This window comes from Streptomyces sp. CA-111067 (assembly GCF_050956065.1).
Lineage (GTDB): Bacteria > Actinomycetota > Actinomycetes > Streptomycetales > Streptomycetaceae > Actinacidiphila.
Genome location: NZ_CP192103.1, coordinates 1,787,722 through 1,805,813 on the forward strand (window position 1 = coordinate 1,787,722; position 18,092 = coordinate 1,805,813).

The following is an 18,092-nucleotide window of genomic DNA, read 5'->3' on the forward strand; positions in this document are numbered from 1 at the left end:
GCTCTATTCTGCCGTCGTACATCTCGAATTCCGAACGCGATAAACGTCAATAACCCGCAAAGAGGACAATCGGCTTGTCTTTACTGCGGTACTTGCTCGCTGATGTCACCCGTATGGGGCATCCTGCCTGCATGGGTTTTCCTCCACCACCGCCGAACGGACCTCCGCCGCCTCCTGACCAGGGTGGCGGATTCGGTCCGCCCCAGGGCTTCGGCCCGCCGCCCCCGCCGCCACCAGGTGACGGCAGCTACGGCTATCCCCAGCAGGGCGGCGGTGAGGGGTACGGCTATCCGCAGCAGGGCGGGGGCTACGGCCCGGCCGGACCGCCCGGACCGCCGATGCCCCCGCAGGGCGGAGGCTACGGCTATCCGCCGCCCGGCGGACCCGGCGGATTCCCGCCGCCGCCGAACAACAAGAAGCGCAACGTCTGGATAGCGGTCGGCGCCGTCGTGGTGATCGGCGCGATCATCGGCGGAGTCGTCGCGGCGAGCGGCGGCGGTGACGACAAGCCGGCGGCCAAGAAGGTCACCGAGTCGCCGCTGACCAAGATCCCGACCGATCTGCCCTCGGACCTGCCCACCGACTTCCCGTCGGACCTGCCGAGCGAGGACCCGACCGGCCTGCCGACCGACGACCTGCCGACGGACACGCCGACCCTGGACCTGCCGACCGACTTCCCGAGCTTCACCCTCGACCCGACGACGCCCGGCGAGAAGATCGTGCCCTACGTCGTTCTCAAGCCGGGCCAGTGCTTCGACGCGCCGACGCTGACGCACACCGTGGACGAGGTGACCAAGCGGACGTGCACCAGCCCGCATGACGGCCAGGTGGTCGCCAACGAGACGCTGACCGGCACGTTCAGCAGCGACATGGACATCCAGACCAAGGCGCTGGACCTGTGCACCTCCGACGCCGAGAAGCACCTGCCGCACGACGGGCGGTCGTACTACCCCTACGCGCTGTTCCCCAAGCTGACCACGTACGAGTTCCAGAAGCGCAACACGGTCACCTGCTCGCTCACCCTGAACAACGGCACCAACGGCAAGAAGCTCTACAGCAAGCTCGGATGACAGCGGGTCCGGACGACCGCGCCGACGCGGCGGGGAGCTGACGTACAGACGGGGGCGGTCGCCGGGTCGTAACCTGGCGGCATGTCCACACATGCCCAGCGTGAACGTCTGCTCCTCGCCGATCTGCTGGAGCGCTCGGGGCCCGAGGCCCCCACTCTCTGCGAAGGCTGGACCGCCCGGGACCTGGCCGCGCATGTCGTGGTGCGCGAGCGCCGCGGCGACGCCGCGGCCGGACTGGTCATCCCGCGGCTGGCCGACCGCCTGGAACGGGTCAGGCAGGAGTACGCCCGCAAGCCCTACGAGGAGCTGATCCAGCTCATCAGGACCGGGCCGCCCCGGCTGTCGCCGTTCAACCTCAAGCAGCTCGACGAGGCGGCCAACACCGTCGAGTTCTACGTCCACACCGAGGACCTGCGGCGCGCCGCGCCGGACTGGACCCCGCGCGCGGTGGACCAGGTCTTCTCCGACGCCCTGTGGGGCCGCCTCGAGCGCACCGCCCGGCTGACCGGCCGCAAGTCGCCGGTCGGGCTGGTGCTGCGCCGCCCGAACGGCCAGACCGTCGTCGCGCACAAGGGCTCCCCGGTCGTCACGGTGACCGGGGAGCCGACCGAGCTCACCGTCTTCGCCTTCGGCCGGCAGTCCGCCGCGAAGGTGGAGGCCGAGGGCGAGGAGTCGGCGGTGGCCAAGCTGTACGAGGCGAAGCTCGGGATGTGACGGGGGCGGGCGGCGCGGGCCGGGCGGCCTGATTCGCCCGGCTCGGGTCAGGCGCTCTCGGTCCGCGCTGCCGGCGTCCTGCGCTCGGCCCGCGGGAGTTCGGCCCGCCGGATCGCCGGGGTCAGCAGCCCGATGACCCCGCCGAGTGCCCCGAAGCCGGCGCTGGCCAGGAAGACCGGGGTCGGCCCCCAGGCACCGACCGCGGCACCGAACAGCGGGTAGGCGAGCGGCGCGAGGCCGAAGCTCGTCAGGCTCATCACCGAGGTGACCCGGCCCAGGTAGCCGGGCGCGGCGGCGGTCTGCACCAGCGAGGCGGACAGGCCGCCGCAGACACCGCAGAACAGCCCGGTGAGCACCGCCATCGCGATCGAGAAGCCCAGCGAGTGGCCGACCCCGATCAGGCCGAGCGTGAGCGAGCTGACGAAGAGCGTGCCGATCTGCACCGCGCCGGCCCGCGGCAGCCGCCCCTTCACGGTCAGCAGCAGCCCGCTGGCTACCGCGCCGACGCCGAACGCGCCGATGATCCAGCCGTATCCGGCCGAACCCCAGCCGCGGTCCTGGCTGAGCAGCACCATGCCGACGTTCAGCGGCCCGACCAGGCCGAGTTCGCAGATCGCGCCGGACAGCACCAGCGGACCGACCAGCGGGTGCCGCCGGATGTAGCGCAGCCCGTCGAGCAGGTCGTGCCAGGCGCCCGACCCCCCGGCGTCCGCCCCGGGATCGTCGGCCGTGCCGGGGTCGGCGGCCGCCGCGGCCTTCGCCGGCAGCGGGGACATCACCGTGGCCACCAGCAGCGGCACCGAGACCGCGAACAGCCCGCCGGCCACCGCGAAGGCCACCTTGGGGCCGCCGGTGCCCATCGCCAGGCCGCCGATCGGCGGCCCGAGGATGGTGCTCGCCCGGATGGCCAGGGCGCGCATCCCCTGCAGCCTGACCATCTGGTCCGGTGCCACGATCCGCGGCGGCAGCGCGCCCACCGCGGGCATGAACAGCGCGTCCACCGTTCCGAAGACCACTTCGAGCGCCACCAGCAGCCACAGGCCGGGCGAGGTGACCGCGAAGGCCGCCGCCGCGCACAGGATCAGCACGCAGCGCACCGCGTCGCTGCCGATCACCACCCGGCGCGGCCCGAAGCGGTCGGCGACCACTCCCCCGCCGAGCATCAGCAGGGCGCGCGGCGCGGCGCCGACCGCCATCACCACGCCCACCTGCGTCGGCCCGGCGACCTGGGCGGCGGCGAAGCCGAGGGTCAGGAAGTAGACCGAGTCGCCGAGCATGGACGCGGTGTACGCGGCGAGCCAGCGCAGGACGTTGCCGTCCCGGTGAGCGGGCCCGCGGTCGGCGGGCCGGGTGGTGGCGGGTATCGCGGTCGCCGTCATCGGGCGGCCCTCCTCGGGTTCACGGATCTCGCGGACGGAAGGCAGGAGCTGGGGGGAATCAGGGGCGGAACGGGAAGCCGTACATCTGGACGGCCACGTGCTCGCGGCCCTCGGTGTCGCCGGCGGCCTCGGCGGCCTTGCCGACGTCCGACCAGCGGGCCATCAGCGCGCCGATCTCGTCGGCCATCTGCTGGAGCTGGGCCGAGGTGAGCAGCGGCATGTACTCGGAGCTGAACGAGGCGTTGGTCCACTCCGCCGGCCAGGCGGCCTGCTCACCGAGGTAGCGCTCGTAGCGCTCCAGCCGGGTCACCAGCAGCTGCCTGGTGACCTCGGCGATCACGGCCACGCCCTCGGGGCGGTCGGCGAAGTCCGAGGTGCGGAAGCTGAATCCGCGCTCGGAGGACACCTTCCACCAGCGCTCCCGGCCGTCGGTGCTGTGCTCGGGGGCCTCCTCGATGAAGCCGTGCGCGGCCATCTTGCGCAGGTGGTAGCTGACCAGCGAGACGGCCTCGTCGACCTGGTCGGACAGGTGCGAGGCGGTGGCGGCCCTGGTCGCGGTCAGCGCCCGGTAGAGCCGGATGCGCAGCGGGTGGGTGAAGACCTTCAGCGCGTCCAGCTCGGTGATGCGCCGCATGCCGCTGTGGTCTGTCTCGGGTACGTCGTTGTCGGTCACGTGTCCCACGGTAGATGTGCAAAATTATTTTCGCAACATATTTGCGCAGTTTCTCTTTCCTATCTGAACACGCCCGTCCGCCGCGCGGGCCCCGGCAGGATGACGGCCATGTCACTCAACGGAACGCGCGCCCATCTGCTCGGCGCCGGCGACGTACCACCGCTGGTCGAGGCGGCCGCGCACACCGCCGACCGGCTCGGCTTCCCGTACTCCTGCCGGCCCGAGCAGGGCCGGCTGCTGCGCACGCTCGCCGCCGGGGCACGGCGGATCGGCGAGACCGGAACGGGGTGCGGGGTGGGCCTGGCCTGGCTGGCCGCCGGGATGCCCGCCGGGGCCACCGCGATCAGCGTCGAGCGGGACCCGGCGCGGGCCGCGGCGGCGGCCGGGCTCTTCGCGGAGCAGGCGCGGGTGACCGTGGAGTGCGCCGACTGGACGGCGCTCGCCGGGCACGGCCCGTTCGACCTGCTGGTGCTCGACGGCGGCGGTCAGGGCAAGGGCGGCGAGGCCGCCGACCCGGTGCGGCTGCTGCGGCCCGGCGGCGTGGTGGTGATCGACGACTTCACCCCGGCGGAGGGCTGGCCGCCGCTGCACGACGGGCAGCCCGACGAGGCCAGGCTGCACTGGCTGGAGCACCCGGCGCTGCGCTGCGTCGAACTGCCGCTCGCGCCGGACCTCGCGGTGCTGGTGTGCACCCGCCGGGCGGACGGCGACGACAAGGGCTGATCCGCGGCGACCGGCCCCTGAGAGAACCGGCCCAGAGAGACCGGCCCGACAGGACCGGCCCTAGCGGACCGGGTGGCCGGCCTCCCGCAGCACCGACTTGACCTCGCCGATCCGCAGGTCGCCGAAGTGGAAGACCGACGCGGCCAGTACGGCGTCGGCGCCGGCCGCCACCGCGGGCGGGAAGTCGGCGAGCCGGCCCGCGCCGCCGGAGGCGATCACCGGCACCGTGACGGCCGCCCGCACCGCGGCGATCATCTCGGTGTCGTAGCCGTCCTTCGTGCCGTCGGCGTCCATCGAGTTGAGCAGGATCTCGCCGGCGCCGAGCTCGGCCGCCCGGTGCGCCCACTCCACCGCGTCGATCCCGGTGCCGTTCCTGCCGCCGTGCGTGGTGACCTCGAACGAGCCCGAGGCGGTGCGCCGGGCGTCCACCGAGAGCACCAGCACCTGCCGGCCGAACCGCTCGGCGATCTCCCTGATCAGCTCGGGCCGGCCGATGGCCGCGGTGTTGACGCCGACCTTGTCGGCGCCGGCCCGCAGCAGCCGGTCCACGTCCTGCGCGCTGCGCACCCCGCCGCCGACGGTGAGCGGGATGAAGACCTGCTCGGCGGTGCGGCGTACGACGTCGTAGGTGGTCTCCCGGTCGCCGGAGGACGCGGTGATGTCCAGGAAGGTCAGCTCGTCGGCGCCCTCGGCGTCATACAGCTTCGCCATCTCGACCGGGTCGCCGGCGTCCCGCAGGTTCTGGAAGTTGACGCCCTTGACCACCCGGCCGGCGTCCACGTCGAGGCAGGGGATGACACGGACGGCCAGGGTCATTCGGGGGCTCCCGCGTACGCTTCGAGTTCGACTTCCACGGTGGCCCGGCCGTCCACGAAGCCGGCCACCACGACCATGGTGGCGGCGGGCCGCACCTCGCCGAACAGCTCCTTGTGGGCCCGGCCGACCTCCTCCGCGTCCCTGGCGTGGCTGAGGTACATCCGGGTCCTGATCACGTCCTGGGCGCCGAGCCCGAAGGGCTCCAGGGCCGACAGCGCGCTGCGGAAGGCGTTCAGGGTCTGCGCGTAGGGCTCGCCCGCGCCGGGCTCCTCGCCCTCGTCGGCGGCCGGCAGGATCCCGGCGACGATCACCCGGTCCCCCGCGGCGACCGCGCGGGCGGAACCGATCGCCTCTTCCCACTGGCTGTCGGAGCGGACACGCCGTACGGCGGGGGAATCGGTCATCGTGACACAGCCTCCAGGGCCTCTTCGAGCGTGAACGCCTTCGCGTAGAGCGCCTTTCCGACGATGGCACCCTCCACACCCTGCGGCACCAGCCCGGCGATGGCCCGCAGGTCGTCGAGCCGGGCGACACCGCCGGAGGCGACCACCGGCTTGTCGGTGGCCGCGCAGACCCCGGCGAGCAGGTCCAGGTTGGGGCCCTGCAAAGTGCCGTCCTTGGCGATGTCGGTGACGACGTACCGGGCGCAGCCCTCGCTGTCGAGCCTGGCCAGCGTCTCGTACAGGTCGCCGCCGTCCCTGGTCCAGCCGCGGCCGCGCAGCGTGGTGCCGCGCACGTCGAGGCCCACCGCGATCCGGTCGCCGTGCTCGGCGATCACCTTGGCCACCCACTCCGGGGTCTCCAGCGCCGCGGTGCCCAGGTTGACCCGGGTGCAGCCGGTGGCGAGGGCGGCGGCCAGCGTGTCGTCGTCGCGGATGCCGCCGGACAGCTCGACCTTGATGTCCATGCTGCCGGCCACCTCGCCGATCAGCGCCCGGTTGTCACCGGTGCCGAAGGCCGCGTCGAGGTCCACCAGATGCAGCCACTCCGCGCCCGCGCTCTGCCAGGCCAGCGCGGCCGACAGCGGGTCGCCGTAGGACGTCTCCGAGCCGGACTCGCCGTGCACGAGGCGTACGGCCAGACCGTCGCGTACGTCGACGGCGGGGAGGAGTTCGAGCCTGTTCATCGCGATGCGTCCTGTGTCTAGGGCGGTCAGGGGGAGACGGGCTGAAATGGGCTGTGCTTGCGGGGGCGCTAGAGGGTGCCGAGCCAGTTGGTGAGCACCTGGGCGCCCGCGTCGCCGGACTTCTCCGGGTGGAACTGGGTGGCCCACAGCGGGCCGTTCTCCACCGCGGCGACGAACGGCTCGCCGTGCGTGGACCAGGTGACCCTGGGGGCGGCGATGGCCGGGTGCCGCACCTCCAGCTCCCACTGCCGGACGGCGTAGGAGTGCACGAAGTAGAACCGGCTGTCCTCGTCGAGGCCGGCGAACGCCTGCGATCCCGCCGCGGCCTTCACCGTGTTCCAGCCCATGTGCGGGACGACCGGGGCGCGCAGCGGCTCCACGGTGCCCGGCCACTCGTCCAGGCCGTCGCTCTCCACGCCGTGCTCGATGCCGCGGGCGAACAGGATCTGCATGCCGACGCAGATGCCGAGCACCGGCCGGCCGCCGGCCAGCCGGCGTCCGGTGATCCAGTCGCCGCGGACCGACCGCAGCCCGGCCATGCAGGCGGCGAACGCGCCGACACCGGGGACCAGCAGCCCGTCGGCGGCCATCGCCCGGTCGTAGTCGGCGGTGATCTCCACCTCGGCGCCGGCCCTGGCCAGCGCCCGCTCCGCCGACCTGACGTTGCCGAAGCCGTAGTCCAGGACGACCACACTCTTGCTCATGACGGCTCCCTCGCCCTAGAGCTGGAGCAGGCCGGCGGCCAGCGCCATCACCGAGCCGACGGCCAGCACCGCGATGATGCTCTTGGACTGCTTCTGCTTCCAGAAGGAGATCACTCCGCCGAGCAGGAACAGCCCCATGAGGATGAAGAGGGTCGAGTAGGTGTTCACAGCGCGCCTTTCGTGGACGGCAGGATTCCCGCGGCGCGCGGGTCGCGCTCGCTCGCGTAACGCAGCGCCCTGGCCAGCGCCTTGAACTGGCACTCCACGATGTGGTGCGCGTTGCGCCCGTACGGCACGTGCACATGCAGCGCGATCTGTGCCTGCGCCACGAACGACTCCAGGATGTGCCGGGTCATCGTGGTGTCGTACGAGCCGATCATCGGAGCCATGGTCTCCGGCTCGGTGTGCACCAGGTAGGGGCGGCCGGACAGGTCGACGGTCACCTGCGCGAGCGACTCGTCCAGCGGCACCGTGCAGTTGCCGAACCGGTAGATGCCCACCTTGTCGCCGAGCGCCTGCTTGAAGGCGCCGCCGAGCGCGAGGGCGGTGTCCTCGATGGTGTGGTGGGTGTCGATGTGCAGGTCGCCCTCGGTCTTCACCGACAGGTCGAACAGGCCGTGCCTGCCGAGCTGGTCGAGCATGTGGTCGTAGAAGCCGACACCGGTGGAGACCGAGACCTGCCCGGTGCCGTCGAGGTCGATCTCGACGACGGTGGACGTCTCCTTGGTGGTGCGCTCCACGCGGCCGACGCGGGTCATGCGGACTCCTCCGTAGTGCTCTGTTCCGTGCTGTGTTCCGTGCTGTGTTCCGGGTGGACGCCGTGGTCCTTGTGGACGTGCTTGGCCGCGTCCAGGAAGGCGTCGTTCTCCGCCGGGGTGCCCGCGGTGACCCGCAGCCAGCCGGGCACGCCGTTGTCGCGGATCAGCACGCCGCGGTCGAGGATCGCCTGCCAGGCGAGGTGGCTGTCGGCGAACCGTCCGAACTGCACGAAGTTCGCGTCCGACGCGGTCACCCGGTAGCCGATCGCCCGCAGCTCGCCGACCAGCCGGTCGCGCTCGGCCTTGAGCTGCTCGACGTAGCCGAGCAGGGTGTCGGTGTGTTCGAGGGCGGCCAGCGCGGTCGCCTGGGTGACCGAGGACAGGTGGTACGGCAGCCGGACCAGCTGGACGGCGTCCACCACCGCCGGGTCGGCGGCCAGGTAGCCGAGCCGCAGCCCGGCGGCGCCGAACGCCTTGGACATGGTCCGGGTCAGCACCATGTGCGGGCGGCCCTCGATCAGCGGCAGCAGCGACGGCTGGTGCGAGAACTCGCCGTACGCCTCGTCCACCACCACCATCGTCGGGCCGGCCGCCTGCGCGGCCTCGTACAGCGCGATCACGGTATCGGCGGCCACCGCGGTACCGGTCGGGTTGTTCGGCGAGCAGATGAACACCACGTGCGGGCGGCGCTCGGCGATCTCCGCGCGGGCCGCGGACACGTCGATGGTGAAGTCGGCCTTGCGCGGGCCGGACAGCCAGCGGGTGCCGGTGCCGCGGGAGATCAGCGCGTGCATCGAGTACGACGGCTCGAAGCCGAGGGCGCTGCGGCCCGGGCCGCCGAAGGTCTGCAGCAGCTGCTGGATGACCTCGTTGGAGCCGTTGGCCGCCCACACCTGCTCGGTTCCGACCCGGTGCCCGGCGGTACGGCTCAGATAGCCGGCCAGCGCGGTGCGCAGCTCCACGGCCTCCCGGTCGGGGTAGCGGTTCAGCTCCCTGGCGGCCTCGGTGACCCGCTCGGCGATCCGGGCGACCAGCGCCTCGGGCAGCGGGTACGGGTTCTCGTTGGTGTTCAGCCGCACCGGTACGTCGAGCTGCGGCGCGCCGTACGGGGACTGGCCGCGCAGCTCGTCGCGGATGGGCAGGTCGTCGATCCCGGTCACCGCGGCGGCACCTGCCCATCGAACCGGGAGGTGACCGCGGAGCCGTGCGCGGGCAGGTCCTCGGCCTCGGCGAGGGTCACCACGTGGTGGGCGACCTCGGCGAGGGCTTCGCGGGTGTAGTCCACCACGTGGATGCCGCGCAGGAAGGACTGCACGGACAGGCCCGAGGAGTGGCAGGCGCAGCCGCCGGTGGGCAGGACGTGGTTGGAGCCGGCGCAGTAGTCGCCGAGCGAGACGGGGGCGTGCGGGCCGACGAAGACCGCGCCCGCGTTGCGCACCCGGGCGGCGACGGCCGCGGCGTCCCTGGTCTGGATCTCCAGGTGCTCGGCGGCGTAGGAGTCCACCACGGCCAGGCCCTGGTCGACGGTGTCCACCAGGACGGTGGCCGACTGCCGGCCGGCCAGCGCGGTGGCGATCCGCTCGCGGTGCCGGGCGGCGGCGACCTGGACGTCGAGCTCCTTGTCCACGGCGTCGGCCAGCTCGGCGGAGGTGGTGACCAGGACGGCGGCGGCCAGCGGGTCGTGCTCGGCCTGGCTGATCAGGTCGGCGGCGACGTAGCCGGGGTCGGCGGAGTCGTCGGCGAGGACCGCGATCTCGGTGGGGCCCGCCTCGGCGTCGATGCCGATCCGGCCCTTGAGGAGGCGCTTGGCGGCGGCCACGTAGATGTTGCCGGGACCGGTCACCAGGTTGACGGGGCGGCACTCGTCGGTGCCGTACGCGAACATGGCGATGGCCTGGGCGCCGCCGGCCGCGTAGACCTCGGTGACGCCGAGCAGGGCGCAGGCGGCCAGCACGGTGGGGTTCGGCGCGCCGGCGAACTCCTTCTGCGGGGGCGAGGAGACGGCGACGCCCTCGACGCCGGCCTCTTGGGCGGGCACGACGTTCATCACGACGGAGGAGGCGTAGGCGGCCAGGCCGCCGGGCACGTACAGCCCGACGCGCTCCACCGGCACCCAGCGCTCGGTGACGGTGCCGCCGGGCACGACCTGGGTGGTGACATCGGTACGGCGCTGCGCCCGGTGCACGAGCCGGGCCCGGTCGATGGACTCCTCCAGGGCGGCCCTGATCGCCGGGTCGAGCCCCTCCAGCGCCTCGGTGAGCGCGGCTTCCGGAACCCGCAGCCTGTCGAGCCTCACCCCGTCGAACCGCTCGCCGTACTCGATCACCGCCGCGGTGCCGCGATGGCGCACGTCCTCACAGATCGGCCGGACGGCCGCGAGGGCGGCCTCGACGTCGAACTCGGCACGGGGCAGGAGGTCGCGGTCGATCCCGCCTTCGGGGAAGGCGGCACCGCGCAGATCGATTCGGGAGATCACGCTCCCAAGTGTAGAGACCCCCACACCCCCGAGGCCGCACGGTCCCACCCTCTGATACGCCCCTCCCGGGGGTTCCCCGCACCCGGCTCCCCCGCGCCCGGCCGGGGACACCTGCGGAAGGGGGTGAGGCGGGGGGCCGGGGGCCGTACGCTGGGCCATTGTGACCGAACGACTTCCGCTGTTCCCGCTCAACACGGCACTGTTCCCCGGCCTCGTGCTCCCGCTCCACGTCTTCGAGGAGCGCTACCGCGCGCTCGTGGGCGATCTGCTGGCGCTGCCGGAGGACGGATCCCGGCGGTTCGGGGTGGTCGCCATCAAGAACGGCCGGGATGTCGCGCCCACCGGGCAGGACGGCCGGGACACAGGCGCCGCCGCCGGGTTCGGGGACGATCCGATGTCCGCCCTGTTCGGCTACGGCTGCGTCGCCGACGCCGCCGGCATCGCGGCCCGCGACGAGGGCGAGGGCGGCGGCTACGACCTGGTCGCCACCGGCACCGTCCGGTTCAAGCTGCTGTCGGTGAGCGCGGACGGCCCCTACCTGACCGGCGAGGTCGAGGAGGTCCCCGAGGTGACGGGGGCCGCCGCCAACACGCTCGCCGGCGACGTCTCGCGGGCCTTCAGCGCGTACCAGAAGCGTCTGGCCGGCTCCCGGGAGCGCACCCTGACCGCCGGGCAGGAGCTGCCCGACGATCCGACCGTGCTGTCGTACCTCGTCGCCGCCGCGATGGTCGCCGACACCCCGGTCAAGCAGCTGCTGCTCGAATCCCCCGACTCCGCGGCCCGGCTGGCCACCGAGGTGCGGCTGCTGCGACGGGAGACCGCGATCATCGAGAAGCTGCCGTCGGTCCCGGCGTTCGAGCTGACCCACCAGCCGATCTGCGCGAACTGAGCCTGCGGCCCGCACCCCGACGAGATTGCGCCCCGGCGAGGTTGCGCCCCGTAAGGGGCGCGGGGAACTGCGCCACCAGCCACAGCGCGCCCGCAGACGGGCCGACCGCCCAGCCACTTGCGGTAGTCGCCGGACCCCCGGCCATCTGTGGCTGGTCGCGCAGTTCCCCGCGCCCCTGGTGATGCCGGGGCACATCAGATAGAGCCCCGCGCCGCCCGGGGGGACCGGGGCAGCCAGGGAAGCGCTGGCCGCCCTGACGGCCGTGAGGATCGCCCGCGGCCCCGGGGGCTGACCGCCGGGCGCTACTGCTGTTGCTGCTGCTCCACCTGCGGCGGAGGAGGCGGCGGGGGTGCCTGCCACTCCACCGGCGGCGGTTCGTCCCGCTCGCCGAATCCCGAGGTCAGCACGAGGTGCGTGAGCATCGCCGCCACCGAGAAGGCGACCAGCGCGCTCTTCGCCCGCAGTTCGAGCGGGCCGTCGAACACGACCTTCGGCCCGACCGCCTTCGCGTGCGCGATGATGTCGCTCGTCGGGCCGAGCCAGACGCCGATCCGCCAGCCCACCACCGACGCGAGCATGCCGCCCGCGGCCAGCCCGAGCACCACGCCGATGCCGCCGCGCCGCCAGCGCAGGAAGACCCCGACGGCGGCCAGGATGCCGAGCCCGAGTGCGATGAAGACGTACGTGCCGTCGCCGCCGATCGCCTCCTCGCCCTCGGTGTCCTTGAGGTAGATCGCCTTGCCGTCGGACACCATCGGGATCCGCGGCGACAGCCACACCCACAGCAGTCCGAGCGCCACGCCGAGCACCGTGACCAGAACCGTCACCAGCAGGCCGCGGCGGACGTCGGCGAGCACCGCGGCCCGCCTGTCCCCCGGCTTCTCCGGCACGGTGTCCCAGTCGGGGAACTGCGGATACTGCGGGGGCTGGCCTTGGGGAGGAGGCAGAGGTGCGGTCACCTGCCCATCGTGCCAGGTCCGCTCACCGGCCGCCCATCGCGGCCGGTCCCGCTCGGCCGGCCTGGCCTCGTCGTCCTCGGCTGTGGTCACCGGCAGGCCGCCCTGCGGTAGGCCCAGGTCGCCACGGCCAGCGAGACCACGCCGACCGCGGCGCAGACCGACAGGTCGCCGGCCACCGCGGCCCAGTCGGTGTCCGCGGTGCCGCTGAAGGTGCGGGCGAACGCCTCCACGCCGTACGTGGAGGGCAGCAGGTCCCTGACCCAGCCGATCGGCGCGGGCATGTGGGAGGCGGGCAGCACGCCGAGCAGCAGCGCGGCCGACATGCCGAGCTGCCCCAGCAGGGTGGCGATCTCCTGGCGGGCGGCGAGCAGCCCGAGGGCGGCGCCGAGCCCGGACAGGGCGGCCCCGGCCAGCGGGATGACCACCGCGAGCACCCACAGGTTGGTCAGCGGCAGGTGGAACAGCACGCAGCCGGTGACCGCGGTGACCAGGGTGCCGGGCACGGTGAAGGACGCGTAGGCGCCGGCCGCGCCGAGCACCACGGCGGCCGGCGGCACCGGCAGCGTCGCGTAGTGGTCGAGGCCGCCGGAGGCGCGCAGCCGGCCGAAGTACTGGGCGAGCAGGTTGAGCGCCACGAAGGCGACCACCAGGACGCTGGACCCGGCGACGACCGCGCGGGCCGCCTCGCCGTCACCTGAGTGCACCACCCCGCGCATCATGACCATGATGCCGACGGACTGGAAGGTCGCCACGAACAGCAGCGGTATCCGCGCCACCCGGGCCCTGGACAGCTGCGCCCGGTAGACGGCCGCGAAGGCCGGCCACAGCCGGGCACGGGGCGCGAGCGGCGCCGCGCCGGCGGCGGTGGTCTGGTCGGCGAGGCGCGCGGCGCGGCCGGGGCCGGCCTGCGCGATGACGGTCATCGACTGCCTCCACGGTGGGTTTCCCGGCGGCGGGCCGCGGCGCGGGGGCGCCCGGCGAAGGACGTCATGCCTTCACCAGTCCCTCGCCGCGGCCGCCGAGCGCCAGGTACACGTCCTCCAGGCTGGGGGTGGCCAGCGTGAAGTCGTCAAGGGCGGCGAACGCCGGGCCGCCGGTGACCTCGGCGACGGCCGCGCGGGCCCGCTCCTGGGTCAGCCGCAGCGTCCAGCGCCGGCCGTGCACGTCGGCCAGCGGGCGCAGCGCGGCGATGGCCGGCAGGTGCGCCGGCGGCTCGTCCCGCCAGACGAGGTCGAGCCGCACCTCGTCGGCGACCAGCGAGCGCAGCCCGGCCGGGCTGTCGCAGGCGATCACCCGGCCGCGGTCGAGCACCGCGACCCGGTCCAGGACGTTCTCCGCCTCGATCACGTTGTGGGTGACGAGCAGCACGGTGGCGCCGTGCTCGGACCTGCGGCGGTCGACCGCGGCCCAGACGGCGCGGCGGGCGACCGGGTCCATGCCGGTGGTGGGCTCGTCCAGCACCAGCACCGGGCGCTCGCCGACCAGCGTGGCGGCGAAGCAGGCCAGCCTGCGCTGGCCGCCGGACAGCCGGCTGACCGGGCGGCCGGCCAGCGGTCCCAGTTCGAGTTCGTCCAGTACGGCGTCCCGGGCGGCGCGGGCCGCGGCGGCGGTCATGCCGCGCAGCCGTCCGGTGGTCTCGGCGGCCAGCGCCACCGTCAGCTCGTCCAGCGCGGTGGACTCCTGGCCGAGGTAGCCGACCAGCCGGGCGGCCCGGTCGGGGTGCCGTACGAGGTCGTGGCCGAGCAGGTCGATGCTGCCGGAGTCCGGCCGCAGCAGGCCGGTGAGCTGCCTGACCAGGGTGGTCTTGCCGGCCCCGTTGGGCCCGAGGATGCCGAACAGCTCGCCGCGCCCGACGTCGAGGTCGATGCCGTCGTTGGCCCGGACCGGTGGCGCGGGCGGCTCACCCTTGCGCCGCCGCGGCCCGCGGCGGCCGCCGCCGGACCCGGCCGGGTACGTCCTGACCAGACCGCGCACGGTGCACACCGCGTCGCGGCCTGTGGCCACCATCGGGGGCGCTGTCTCGTCCGTGCCCGTACTCACGAGGATCGAGCCTACGCGCCGCGGGCCGGCTCCCGTTGATCGGGGCCCGGCTGATGTGGCCGGGATCACGGCGGCCACCCGCGCGGCCGGCACCCCCGGTCACCCCTCCGGGCCCGGGATCGCCCCGCTTCCCCAGGGGCGCGGGGAACTGCGCGCTCAGCCACGCACCGGCCGGTGGCCGGGGAACTACAGCAACTGCCCCTCTGGGACCGGTGGTAGGGCGCGCCACCGTCTCGGCTTGTCGCGCAGTTCCCCGCGCCCCTGGTGATGCCGGGGCCGCCCGCAGGGCTAATCGCCCGCCGGGGCGTGTTCGGAGACCGTGCGGGCGTCGACCTCGCGCCAGAAGCCGGCCCTGATCGCGTACCTGTCGTGCTCGTCGATCTGGTCGTCCTTGTGGGCCAGCAGGCCGAACCTGGCGGCGTAGCGCAGCAGTTCGCCGTCGATGCGGTGCGGCACCCGGGGGTAGTGGGTGGAGAGCTGCTGGAGCTGGCCGGTGTCGGGCAGGCGGGCGATCCAGCGGCGGGCGAAGACCTGGCCGACCTCGTACGGGTCGCCGCTGACCGCGGTGATGTCCGCCTCGCGGTCGGCCCAGCGCTGCTCGGCGCTGGTGAGCTGGGCGAGTGTCGGCAGGCCGCTGGTGTCCGGCAGGTCGGAGCCGGGGCGGTCGGTCCAGCCCTTGTCGGAGGACCAGCGCAGGGTGGCGCTGGGCGCCGGGTGCGCGGGGTGGCTCGGCGCGGCGGCGTGGATCCGGCCGAGGTCGGCCAGGTCCTTCGGGGTGGGCCGGGCGCCCTTGCCGCCGGGCGCGGCCGGCTCCTCGGGCTCCGGCTCCCGCTCGGGGGCGGCACCGTTCTTGGCCGGGCGGGAGGTCTCCTGCGGGGCGCCCGCGTCGGACTCGGGCAGCGGCGCGGACAGGATCGCGGCGATCTCCGGGCGGATCTCGGTACGGGGACCGCTCGGCGCGCAGTTCACCCCGAAGTCGCGGGCCCTGATCGCGGCGGTGATCCACTGCCGGTCGAGCACCCGCCGCTCGTCGGCCTCGGCGACCAGGTCCTCCGACTGGTTGTAGTCGCCGTCGGCGGCCTGCACGGCCCACAGGTGGACGGCCACGCCGTGCTCCTTGGCCGACATCATCCCGGGCAGCAGGTCGCCGTCGCCGGTGACCAGCACGATGTCGGAGCAGGCCCGGTTGCGGGCCAGCTCGGACAGCTCGGCGTGCATGGCCGCGTCCACGCCCTTCTGCGCCCAGCGGCCGTCCGTCCGGGTGAGCGCGCCCAGCCGTACCGTCACCCGGGGCATGACCCGCAGCCGCCGGTGCTCCGGTTGCGGAACCCGGTCGGGTGCGCCGTCGAACCAGTAGATCCGCAGCAGTGGCTGGCCGGTCTCCAGCTCGGCACGTTCGCGCAGGCCAGAGACGACGGCGGCATGATCGACAAGAATCCGGGACCGGGAGGGTTCACCCGCCAGAAGGCTGGCCGCTGCCCCGAGTAGGTATCCGGCGTCCACCAGGACGACGCAGCGGTCCATGTTGCACCTCTTCCGGTCGCCCCCCGGCACGGATATCCCCCGAGTCTGCCCGAATACGCAGGGGTTATGACCCCGGAACGCGATCTTCGGCGTGGCGGTAGGGGTTTTGTACCCACCGGGTCCCGCCAACTGCCCGAAATGCGCGGTTCGTACCGCCGTGCAACTCTGAACCCGGCCCCCATCGGCCGACATCCCCTCACTAGGAGAGACGATCGTGGCTAAGAACAAGAACCAGAACCGCCAGCAGCAGGAGCGCCAGGACCAGCAGCGGGCCGACCAGGCCCGCCGCCAGGACGGCGCCTCCGCCCCGATGTCCGACGAGGCGGCGTCGCCGTCCCCGCAGGACATCGCGCGCAACAAGCAGAAGCAGCGGTTCGGCCACAACTGACCCGCGGTCCCTGCGGATCACCGGCGCGGGGTCTCCCCTTTCCCAGGGGCGGCCCCGCGTTCTCCGCGGCGACGGCGGCCGTTCGCACCGGTGACGCCCGCCCGCCGCGAGCCGTGATTCCCCGCGGTCAGGGGGCCGAAATTCTCATGCACCTCTGAGACAACGGGCCGGTCCCCCATGCCAGACTGTGTGCCCTATGGAACGGGCGGAACGGGCCGGAACCGGTGTGCGGACAGTGCGGGCAGTGGTGTTCACCGCGCTGTGCGTCACCATGTCCGCGACCACCCACATCCTGGTGTCCGGTGCCCCGCTGCCGCTGCCGGTACTGGCCGGCGTGATCGGCACCGTCTTCTGCGTCGCCTTCGCACTGGGCGGCCGGGCCCGCAGCTTCGGCACCATCGCCGCCGTCCTGACCCCGCTCGAACTGGCCGCCGACACCCTCTTCAACGCGGGCCAGCGCACCTGTTACGGCCCCTCCGGCGGCCCGGTCTCCGGCTCCTGGCGGTCGCTGCACCACGCGATCGTCTGCAACGGCGGCGAGGCCGGCGGCTCGCTGGCCCAGCGCACCCCGGTCGACACCGCGCACGGCCTCGGGGTCAGCCCGTGGCTGCTGCTCGCCGCCCATGTCACCGTCGGCATGATCGCCGCGTGGTGGCTGCGGCGCGGTGAGGCGACCGTGCAGCGGGTGCTGCTCGCGGTGGCCGTCGCCGCCTTCCGGCCGCTGCTGATCGCGTTCGCCGCCGCCCGCGGCGCGCTCCCCGTGCCGGCGCCCCGGCCGCGCCGCGCGGCCCGCCGCGAGCCCGGCCCGCCCTCGCTGCGCCCGCTGCTGCACTCCGTCGTACGCCGTGGTCCGCCCGTCCCGGTCGCCCTCTGACCGCAGGACCGGCACGTCCCCACCACTCATCACGCGTACTCACGGAGATCCCCCATGAGCAACAGGAACAGCAAGGCAAGCAAGGAAGCCGCCCGCATACGGCTGCGCGAGCAGCGCGAGAAGGAGGCCAAGCGCGCCAAGGTCCGCCGCCAACTGCTGGTCGGCGGCGGCGTCGTGGCCCTGATCGTGGTGGCCGGCGGTGTCGCCGTGGCCGTCAGCCAGATGAACAAGTCCAGCTCCAGCGAGTGGGACGCCGCCAAGGGCAAGACGCTGGTGCAGCCGGCCAACAGCGACGGCACCACGATCGTCGTGGGCGACAAGAACAACAAGAACAACCTGGACCTGTACGAGGACCTGCGCTGCCCGGCCTGCGCGCAGTTCGAGCAGACCGAGGGGGCGGACGTCCTGAAGGGCGCCAAGGACGGCAAGTACAAGATCACGTACCACTTCGGCACGTTCCTCGACGGCAACCTGGGCGGCACCGGTTCCAAGAACGCGCTCGCGGCGGTCGGCGCCGCCGTCAACGTCAGCCTCGACGCGTTCGAGCAGTACCACACGCTGCTCTACTCCACGGCGCACCACCCGGCCGAGGACGGCCCGGACGTGTTCGCCAAGGACGCCAACATGATCAAGCTGGCGCAGGGCGTCCCGGCGCTGAAGAACAACGCGGCCTTCAACAAGGCCGTCAACGCCGGCACCTACGACAAGTGGGCGATGAACTCCTCCGACGCGTTCGACGCGGCGAAGATCACCTCGACGCCCACCGCCAAGCTCAACGGTGTCGCCTTCAAGGACACCACCGGGATCATGGCGCAGATCGAGGCGAAGCTCATCAAGTAGCGCCGCCGTCCTCATCCGCTCCGGGCCGGGCACGAGTCCCGGGCCCGGAGCGGAAAAGGACGATCGTCACAGTCTGGCCTCCCACGTCGTCGGGTACGCGACCATGGTTCGTGCAAACCCGACGGGCCCTCGCGCCCTG

At 73.3% G+C, this 18,092-nt stretch carries 21 protein-coding genes; 7 read left to right on the top strand and 14 right to left on the bottom strand.

Annotated elements, in window-relative coordinates:
- The first annotated feature begins 131 nt into the window (after window positions 1-131).
- On the top strand, window positions 132-1,070 hold the full coding sequence (locus tag ACQPW6_RS07795; protein ID WP_433888806.1) for a hypothetical protein: 939 nt from the start codon (window positions 132-134) through the stop codon (window positions 1,068-1,070).
- An 81-nt stretch (window positions 1,071-1,151) separates the two neighbouring features.
- Window positions 1,152-1,784 (top strand): TIGR03085 family metal-binding protein, encoded by a 633-nt coding sequence (locus ACQPW6_RS07800; RefSeq protein ID WP_433888807.1) that lies wholly within the window; start codon window positions 1,152-1,154, stop codon window positions 1,782-1,784.
- 47 nt (window positions 1,785-1,831) lie between these two features.
- Here ACQPW6_RS07800 and ACQPW6_RS07805 read toward each other — a convergent pair whose 3' ends face one another.
- Both ACQPW6_RS07805 and ACQPW6_RS07810 read right to left on the bottom strand, forming a co-directional pair.
- Complete coding sequence (locus ACQPW6_RS07805; RefSeq protein WP_433888808.1) at window positions 1,832-3,163, bottom strand: MFS transporter; 1,332 nt, start codon at window positions 3,161-3,163, stop codon at window positions 1,832-1,834.
- Window positions 3,164-3,221: 58 nt separating this feature from the next.
- Complete coding sequence (locus ACQPW6_RS07810) at window positions 3,222-3,797, bottom strand: helix-turn-helix domain-containing protein (protein WP_433894458.1); 576 nt, start codon at window positions 3,795-3,797, stop codon at window positions 3,222-3,224.
- Between the two features lie 147 nt (window positions 3,798-3,944).
- On the opposite strand from ACQPW6_RS07810, the gene ACQPW6_RS07815 reads away from it, so the two are divergent.
- Window positions 3,945-4,559 (top strand): O-methyltransferase, encoded by a 615-nt coding sequence (locus ACQPW6_RS07815; RefSeq protein ID WP_433888809.1) that lies wholly within the window; start codon window positions 3,945-3,947, stop codon window positions 4,557-4,559.
- Window positions 4,560-4,619: 60 nt separating this feature from the next.
- On the opposite strand, the gene hisF is transcribed toward ACQPW6_RS07815, so the two are convergent.
- The 8 genes from hisF to hisD form a co-directional block, all read right to left on the bottom strand.
- The gene (gene hisF, locus ACQPW6_RS07820; RefSeq protein ID WP_433888810.1) at window positions 4,620-5,375 is read right to left on the bottom strand and encodes an imidazole glycerol phosphate synthase subunit HisF; all 756 of its coding nucleotides are present in this window, start codon (window positions 5,373-5,375) and stop codon (window positions 4,620-4,622) included.
- Entirely contained in the window at window positions 5,372-5,779 is a 408-nt protein-coding gene (locus ACQPW6_RS07825) for a Rid family hydrolase (RefSeq protein WP_433888811.1), read from the bottom strand. Before ACQPW6_RS07825 ends, hisF begins: the two co-directional genes overlap by 4 nt.
- A complete protein-coding gene (priA, locus tag ACQPW6_RS07830; protein WP_433888812.1) occupies window positions 5,776-6,501 on the bottom strand; it encodes a bifunctional 1-(5-phosphoribosyl)-5-((5-phosphoribosylamino)methylideneamino)imidazole-4-carboxamide isomerase/phosphoribosylanthranilate isomerase PriA in 726 nt (241 codons plus the stop codon). Before priA ends, ACQPW6_RS07825 begins: the two co-directional genes overlap by 4 nt.
- Window positions 6,502-6,569: 68 nt before the next feature.
- Entirely contained in the window at window positions 6,570-7,205 is a 636-nt protein-coding gene (gene hisH / locus ACQPW6_RS07835; RefSeq protein WP_433888813.1) for an imidazole glycerol phosphate synthase subunit HisH, read from the bottom strand.
- A gap of 15 nt (window positions 7,206-7,220) precedes the next feature.
- Entirely contained in the window at window positions 7,221-7,373 is a 153-nt protein-coding gene (locus ACQPW6_RS07840; protein WP_433888814.1) for a hypothetical protein, read from the bottom strand.
- Complete coding sequence (hisB, locus tag ACQPW6_RS07845) at window positions 7,370-7,963, bottom strand: imidazoleglycerol-phosphate dehydratase HisB (RefSeq protein WP_433888815.1); 594 nt, start codon at window positions 7,961-7,963, stop codon at window positions 7,370-7,372. The genes ACQPW6_RS07840 and hisB overlap by 4 nt, the downstream gene beginning before the upstream one ends.
- The gene (locus ACQPW6_RS07850) at window positions 7,960-9,123 is read right to left on the bottom strand and encodes a histidinol-phosphate transaminase (protein WP_433888816.1); all 1,164 of its coding nucleotides are present in this window, start codon (window positions 9,121-9,123) and stop codon (window positions 7,960-7,962) included. The genes hisB and ACQPW6_RS07850 overlap by 4 nt, the downstream gene beginning before the upstream one ends.
- Complete coding sequence (gene hisD / locus ACQPW6_RS07855) at window positions 9,120-10,439, bottom strand: histidinol dehydrogenase (protein ID WP_433888817.1); 1,320 nt, start codon at window positions 10,437-10,439, stop codon at window positions 9,120-9,122. Before hisD ends, ACQPW6_RS07850 begins: the two co-directional genes overlap by 4 nt.
- Window positions 10,440-10,596: 157 nt before the next feature.
- Here hisD and ACQPW6_RS07860 point away from each other — a divergent pair, with 157 nt between their 5' ends.
- Window positions 10,597-11,328 carry an LON peptidase substrate-binding domain-containing protein gene (locus tag ACQPW6_RS07860; protein WP_433894459.1) on the top strand — a complete coding sequence of 244 codons (732 nt, stop codon included), beginning with the start codon at window positions 10,597-10,599 and terminating at the stop codon, window positions 11,326-11,328.
- A gap of 302 nt (window positions 11,329-11,630) precedes the next feature.
- Here ACQPW6_RS07860 and ACQPW6_RS07865 read toward each other — a convergent pair whose 3' ends face one another.
- The 4 genes from ACQPW6_RS07865 to ACQPW6_RS07880 form a co-directional block, all read right to left on the bottom strand.
- Window positions 11,631-12,377: a hypothetical protein gene (locus ACQPW6_RS07865; protein WP_433888818.1), complete on the bottom strand. Its 747-nt coding sequence runs from the start codon at window positions 12,375-12,377 to the stop codon at window positions 11,631-11,633.
- Window positions 12,374-13,210: an ABC transporter permease gene (locus tag ACQPW6_RS07870; protein WP_433888819.1), complete on the bottom strand. Its 837-nt coding sequence runs from the start codon at window positions 13,208-13,210 to the stop codon at window positions 12,374-12,376. The genes ACQPW6_RS07865 and ACQPW6_RS07870 overlap by 4 nt, the downstream gene beginning before the upstream one ends.
- 64 nt (window positions 13,211-13,274) lie before the next feature.
- Complete coding sequence (locus tag ACQPW6_RS07875; RefSeq protein WP_433894460.1) at window positions 13,275-14,294, bottom strand: ABC transporter ATP-binding protein; 1,020 nt, start codon at window positions 14,292-14,294, stop codon at window positions 13,275-13,277.
- 321 nt (window positions 14,295-14,615) lie between these two features.
- Window positions 14,616-15,851, bottom strand: a complete 1,236-nt coding sequence (locus ACQPW6_RS07880) for an NYN domain-containing protein (protein WP_433888820.1) — start codon at window positions 15,849-15,851, stop codon at window positions 14,616-14,618.
- Between the two features lie 214 nt (window positions 15,852-16,065).
- Between ACQPW6_RS07880 and ACQPW6_RS07885 the strand changes: the two genes are divergently transcribed.
- The 3 genes from ACQPW6_RS07885 (at window position 16,066) to ACQPW6_RS07895 (ending at window position 17,953) form a co-directional block, all read left to right on the top strand.
- On the top strand, window positions 16,066-16,239 hold the full coding sequence (locus ACQPW6_RS07885; protein ID WP_433888821.1) for a hypothetical protein: 174 nt from the start codon (window positions 16,066-16,068) through the stop codon (window positions 16,237-16,239).
- A 244-nt stretch (window positions 16,240-16,483) separates the two neighbouring features.
- The gene (locus ACQPW6_RS07890) at window positions 16,484-17,113 is read left to right on the top strand and encodes a hypothetical protein (protein WP_433888822.1); all 630 of its coding nucleotides are present in this window, start codon (window positions 16,484-16,486) and stop codon (window positions 17,111-17,113) included.
- Window positions 17,114-17,167: 54 nt separating this feature from the next.
- The gene (locus ACQPW6_RS07895; RefSeq protein WP_433888823.1) at window positions 17,168-17,953 is read left to right on the top strand and encodes a thioredoxin domain-containing protein; all 786 of its coding nucleotides are present in this window, start codon (window positions 17,168-17,170) and stop codon (window positions 17,951-17,953) included.
- The last annotated feature ends 139 nt before the right edge of the window (window positions 17,954-18,092 follow it).

Coding starts and splice junctions, on each gene's coding strand:
- ACQPW6_RS07810 (WP_433894458.1), bottom strand. CDS start 3,797: ATGCGGCGCATCACCGAGCTGGACGCGCTGAAGGTCTTCACCCACCCG.
- hisH (WP_433888813.1), bottom strand. CDS start 7,205: ATGAGCAAGAGTGTGGTCGTCCTGGACTACGGCTTCGGCAACGTCAGG.
- ACQPW6_RS07800 (WP_433888807.1), top strand. CDS start 1,152: ATGTCCACACATGCCCAGCGTGAACGTCTGCTCCTCGCCGATCTGCTG.
- ACQPW6_RS07880 (WP_433888820.1), bottom strand. CDS start 15,851: ATGGACCGCTGCGTCGTCCTGGTGGACGCCGGATACCTACTCGGGGCA.
- hisB (WP_433888815.1), bottom strand. CDS start 7,963: ATGACCCGCGTCGGCCGCGTGGAGCGCACCACCAAGGAGACGTCCACC.
- ACQPW6_RS07825 (WP_433888811.1), bottom strand. CDS start 5,779: ATGACCGATTCCCCCGCCGTACGGCGTGTCCGCTCCGACAGCCAGTGG.
- ACQPW6_RS07875 (WP_433894460.1), bottom strand. CDS start 14,294: ATGGTGGCCACAGGCCGCGACGCGGTGTGCACCGTGCGCGGTCTGGTC.
- ACQPW6_RS07815 (WP_433888809.1), top strand. CDS start 3,945: ATGTCACTCAACGGAACGCGCGCCCATCTGCTCGGCGCCGGCGACGTA.
- ACQPW6_RS07795 (WP_433888806.1), top strand. CDS start 132: ATGGGTTTTCCTCCACCACCGCCGAACGGACCTCCGCCGCCTCCTGAC.
- priA (WP_433888812.1), bottom strand. CDS start 6,501: ATGAACAGGCTCGAACTCCTCCCCGCCGTCGACGTACGCGACGGTCTG.
- ACQPW6_RS07870 (WP_433888819.1), bottom strand. CDS start 13,210: ATGACCGTCATCGCGCAGGCCGGCCCCGGCCGCGCCGCGCGCCTCGCC.
- ACQPW6_RS07805 (WP_433888808.1), bottom strand. CDS start 3,163: ATGACGGCGACCGCGATACCCGCCACCACCCGGCCCGCCGACCGCGGG.
- hisF (WP_433888810.1), bottom strand. CDS start 5,375: ATGACCCTGGCCGTCCGTGTCATCCCCTGCCTCGACGTGGACGCCGGC.
- ACQPW6_RS07895 (WP_433888823.1), top strand. CDS start 17,168: ATGAGCAACAGGAACAGCAAGGCAAGCAAGGAAGCCGCCCGCATACGG.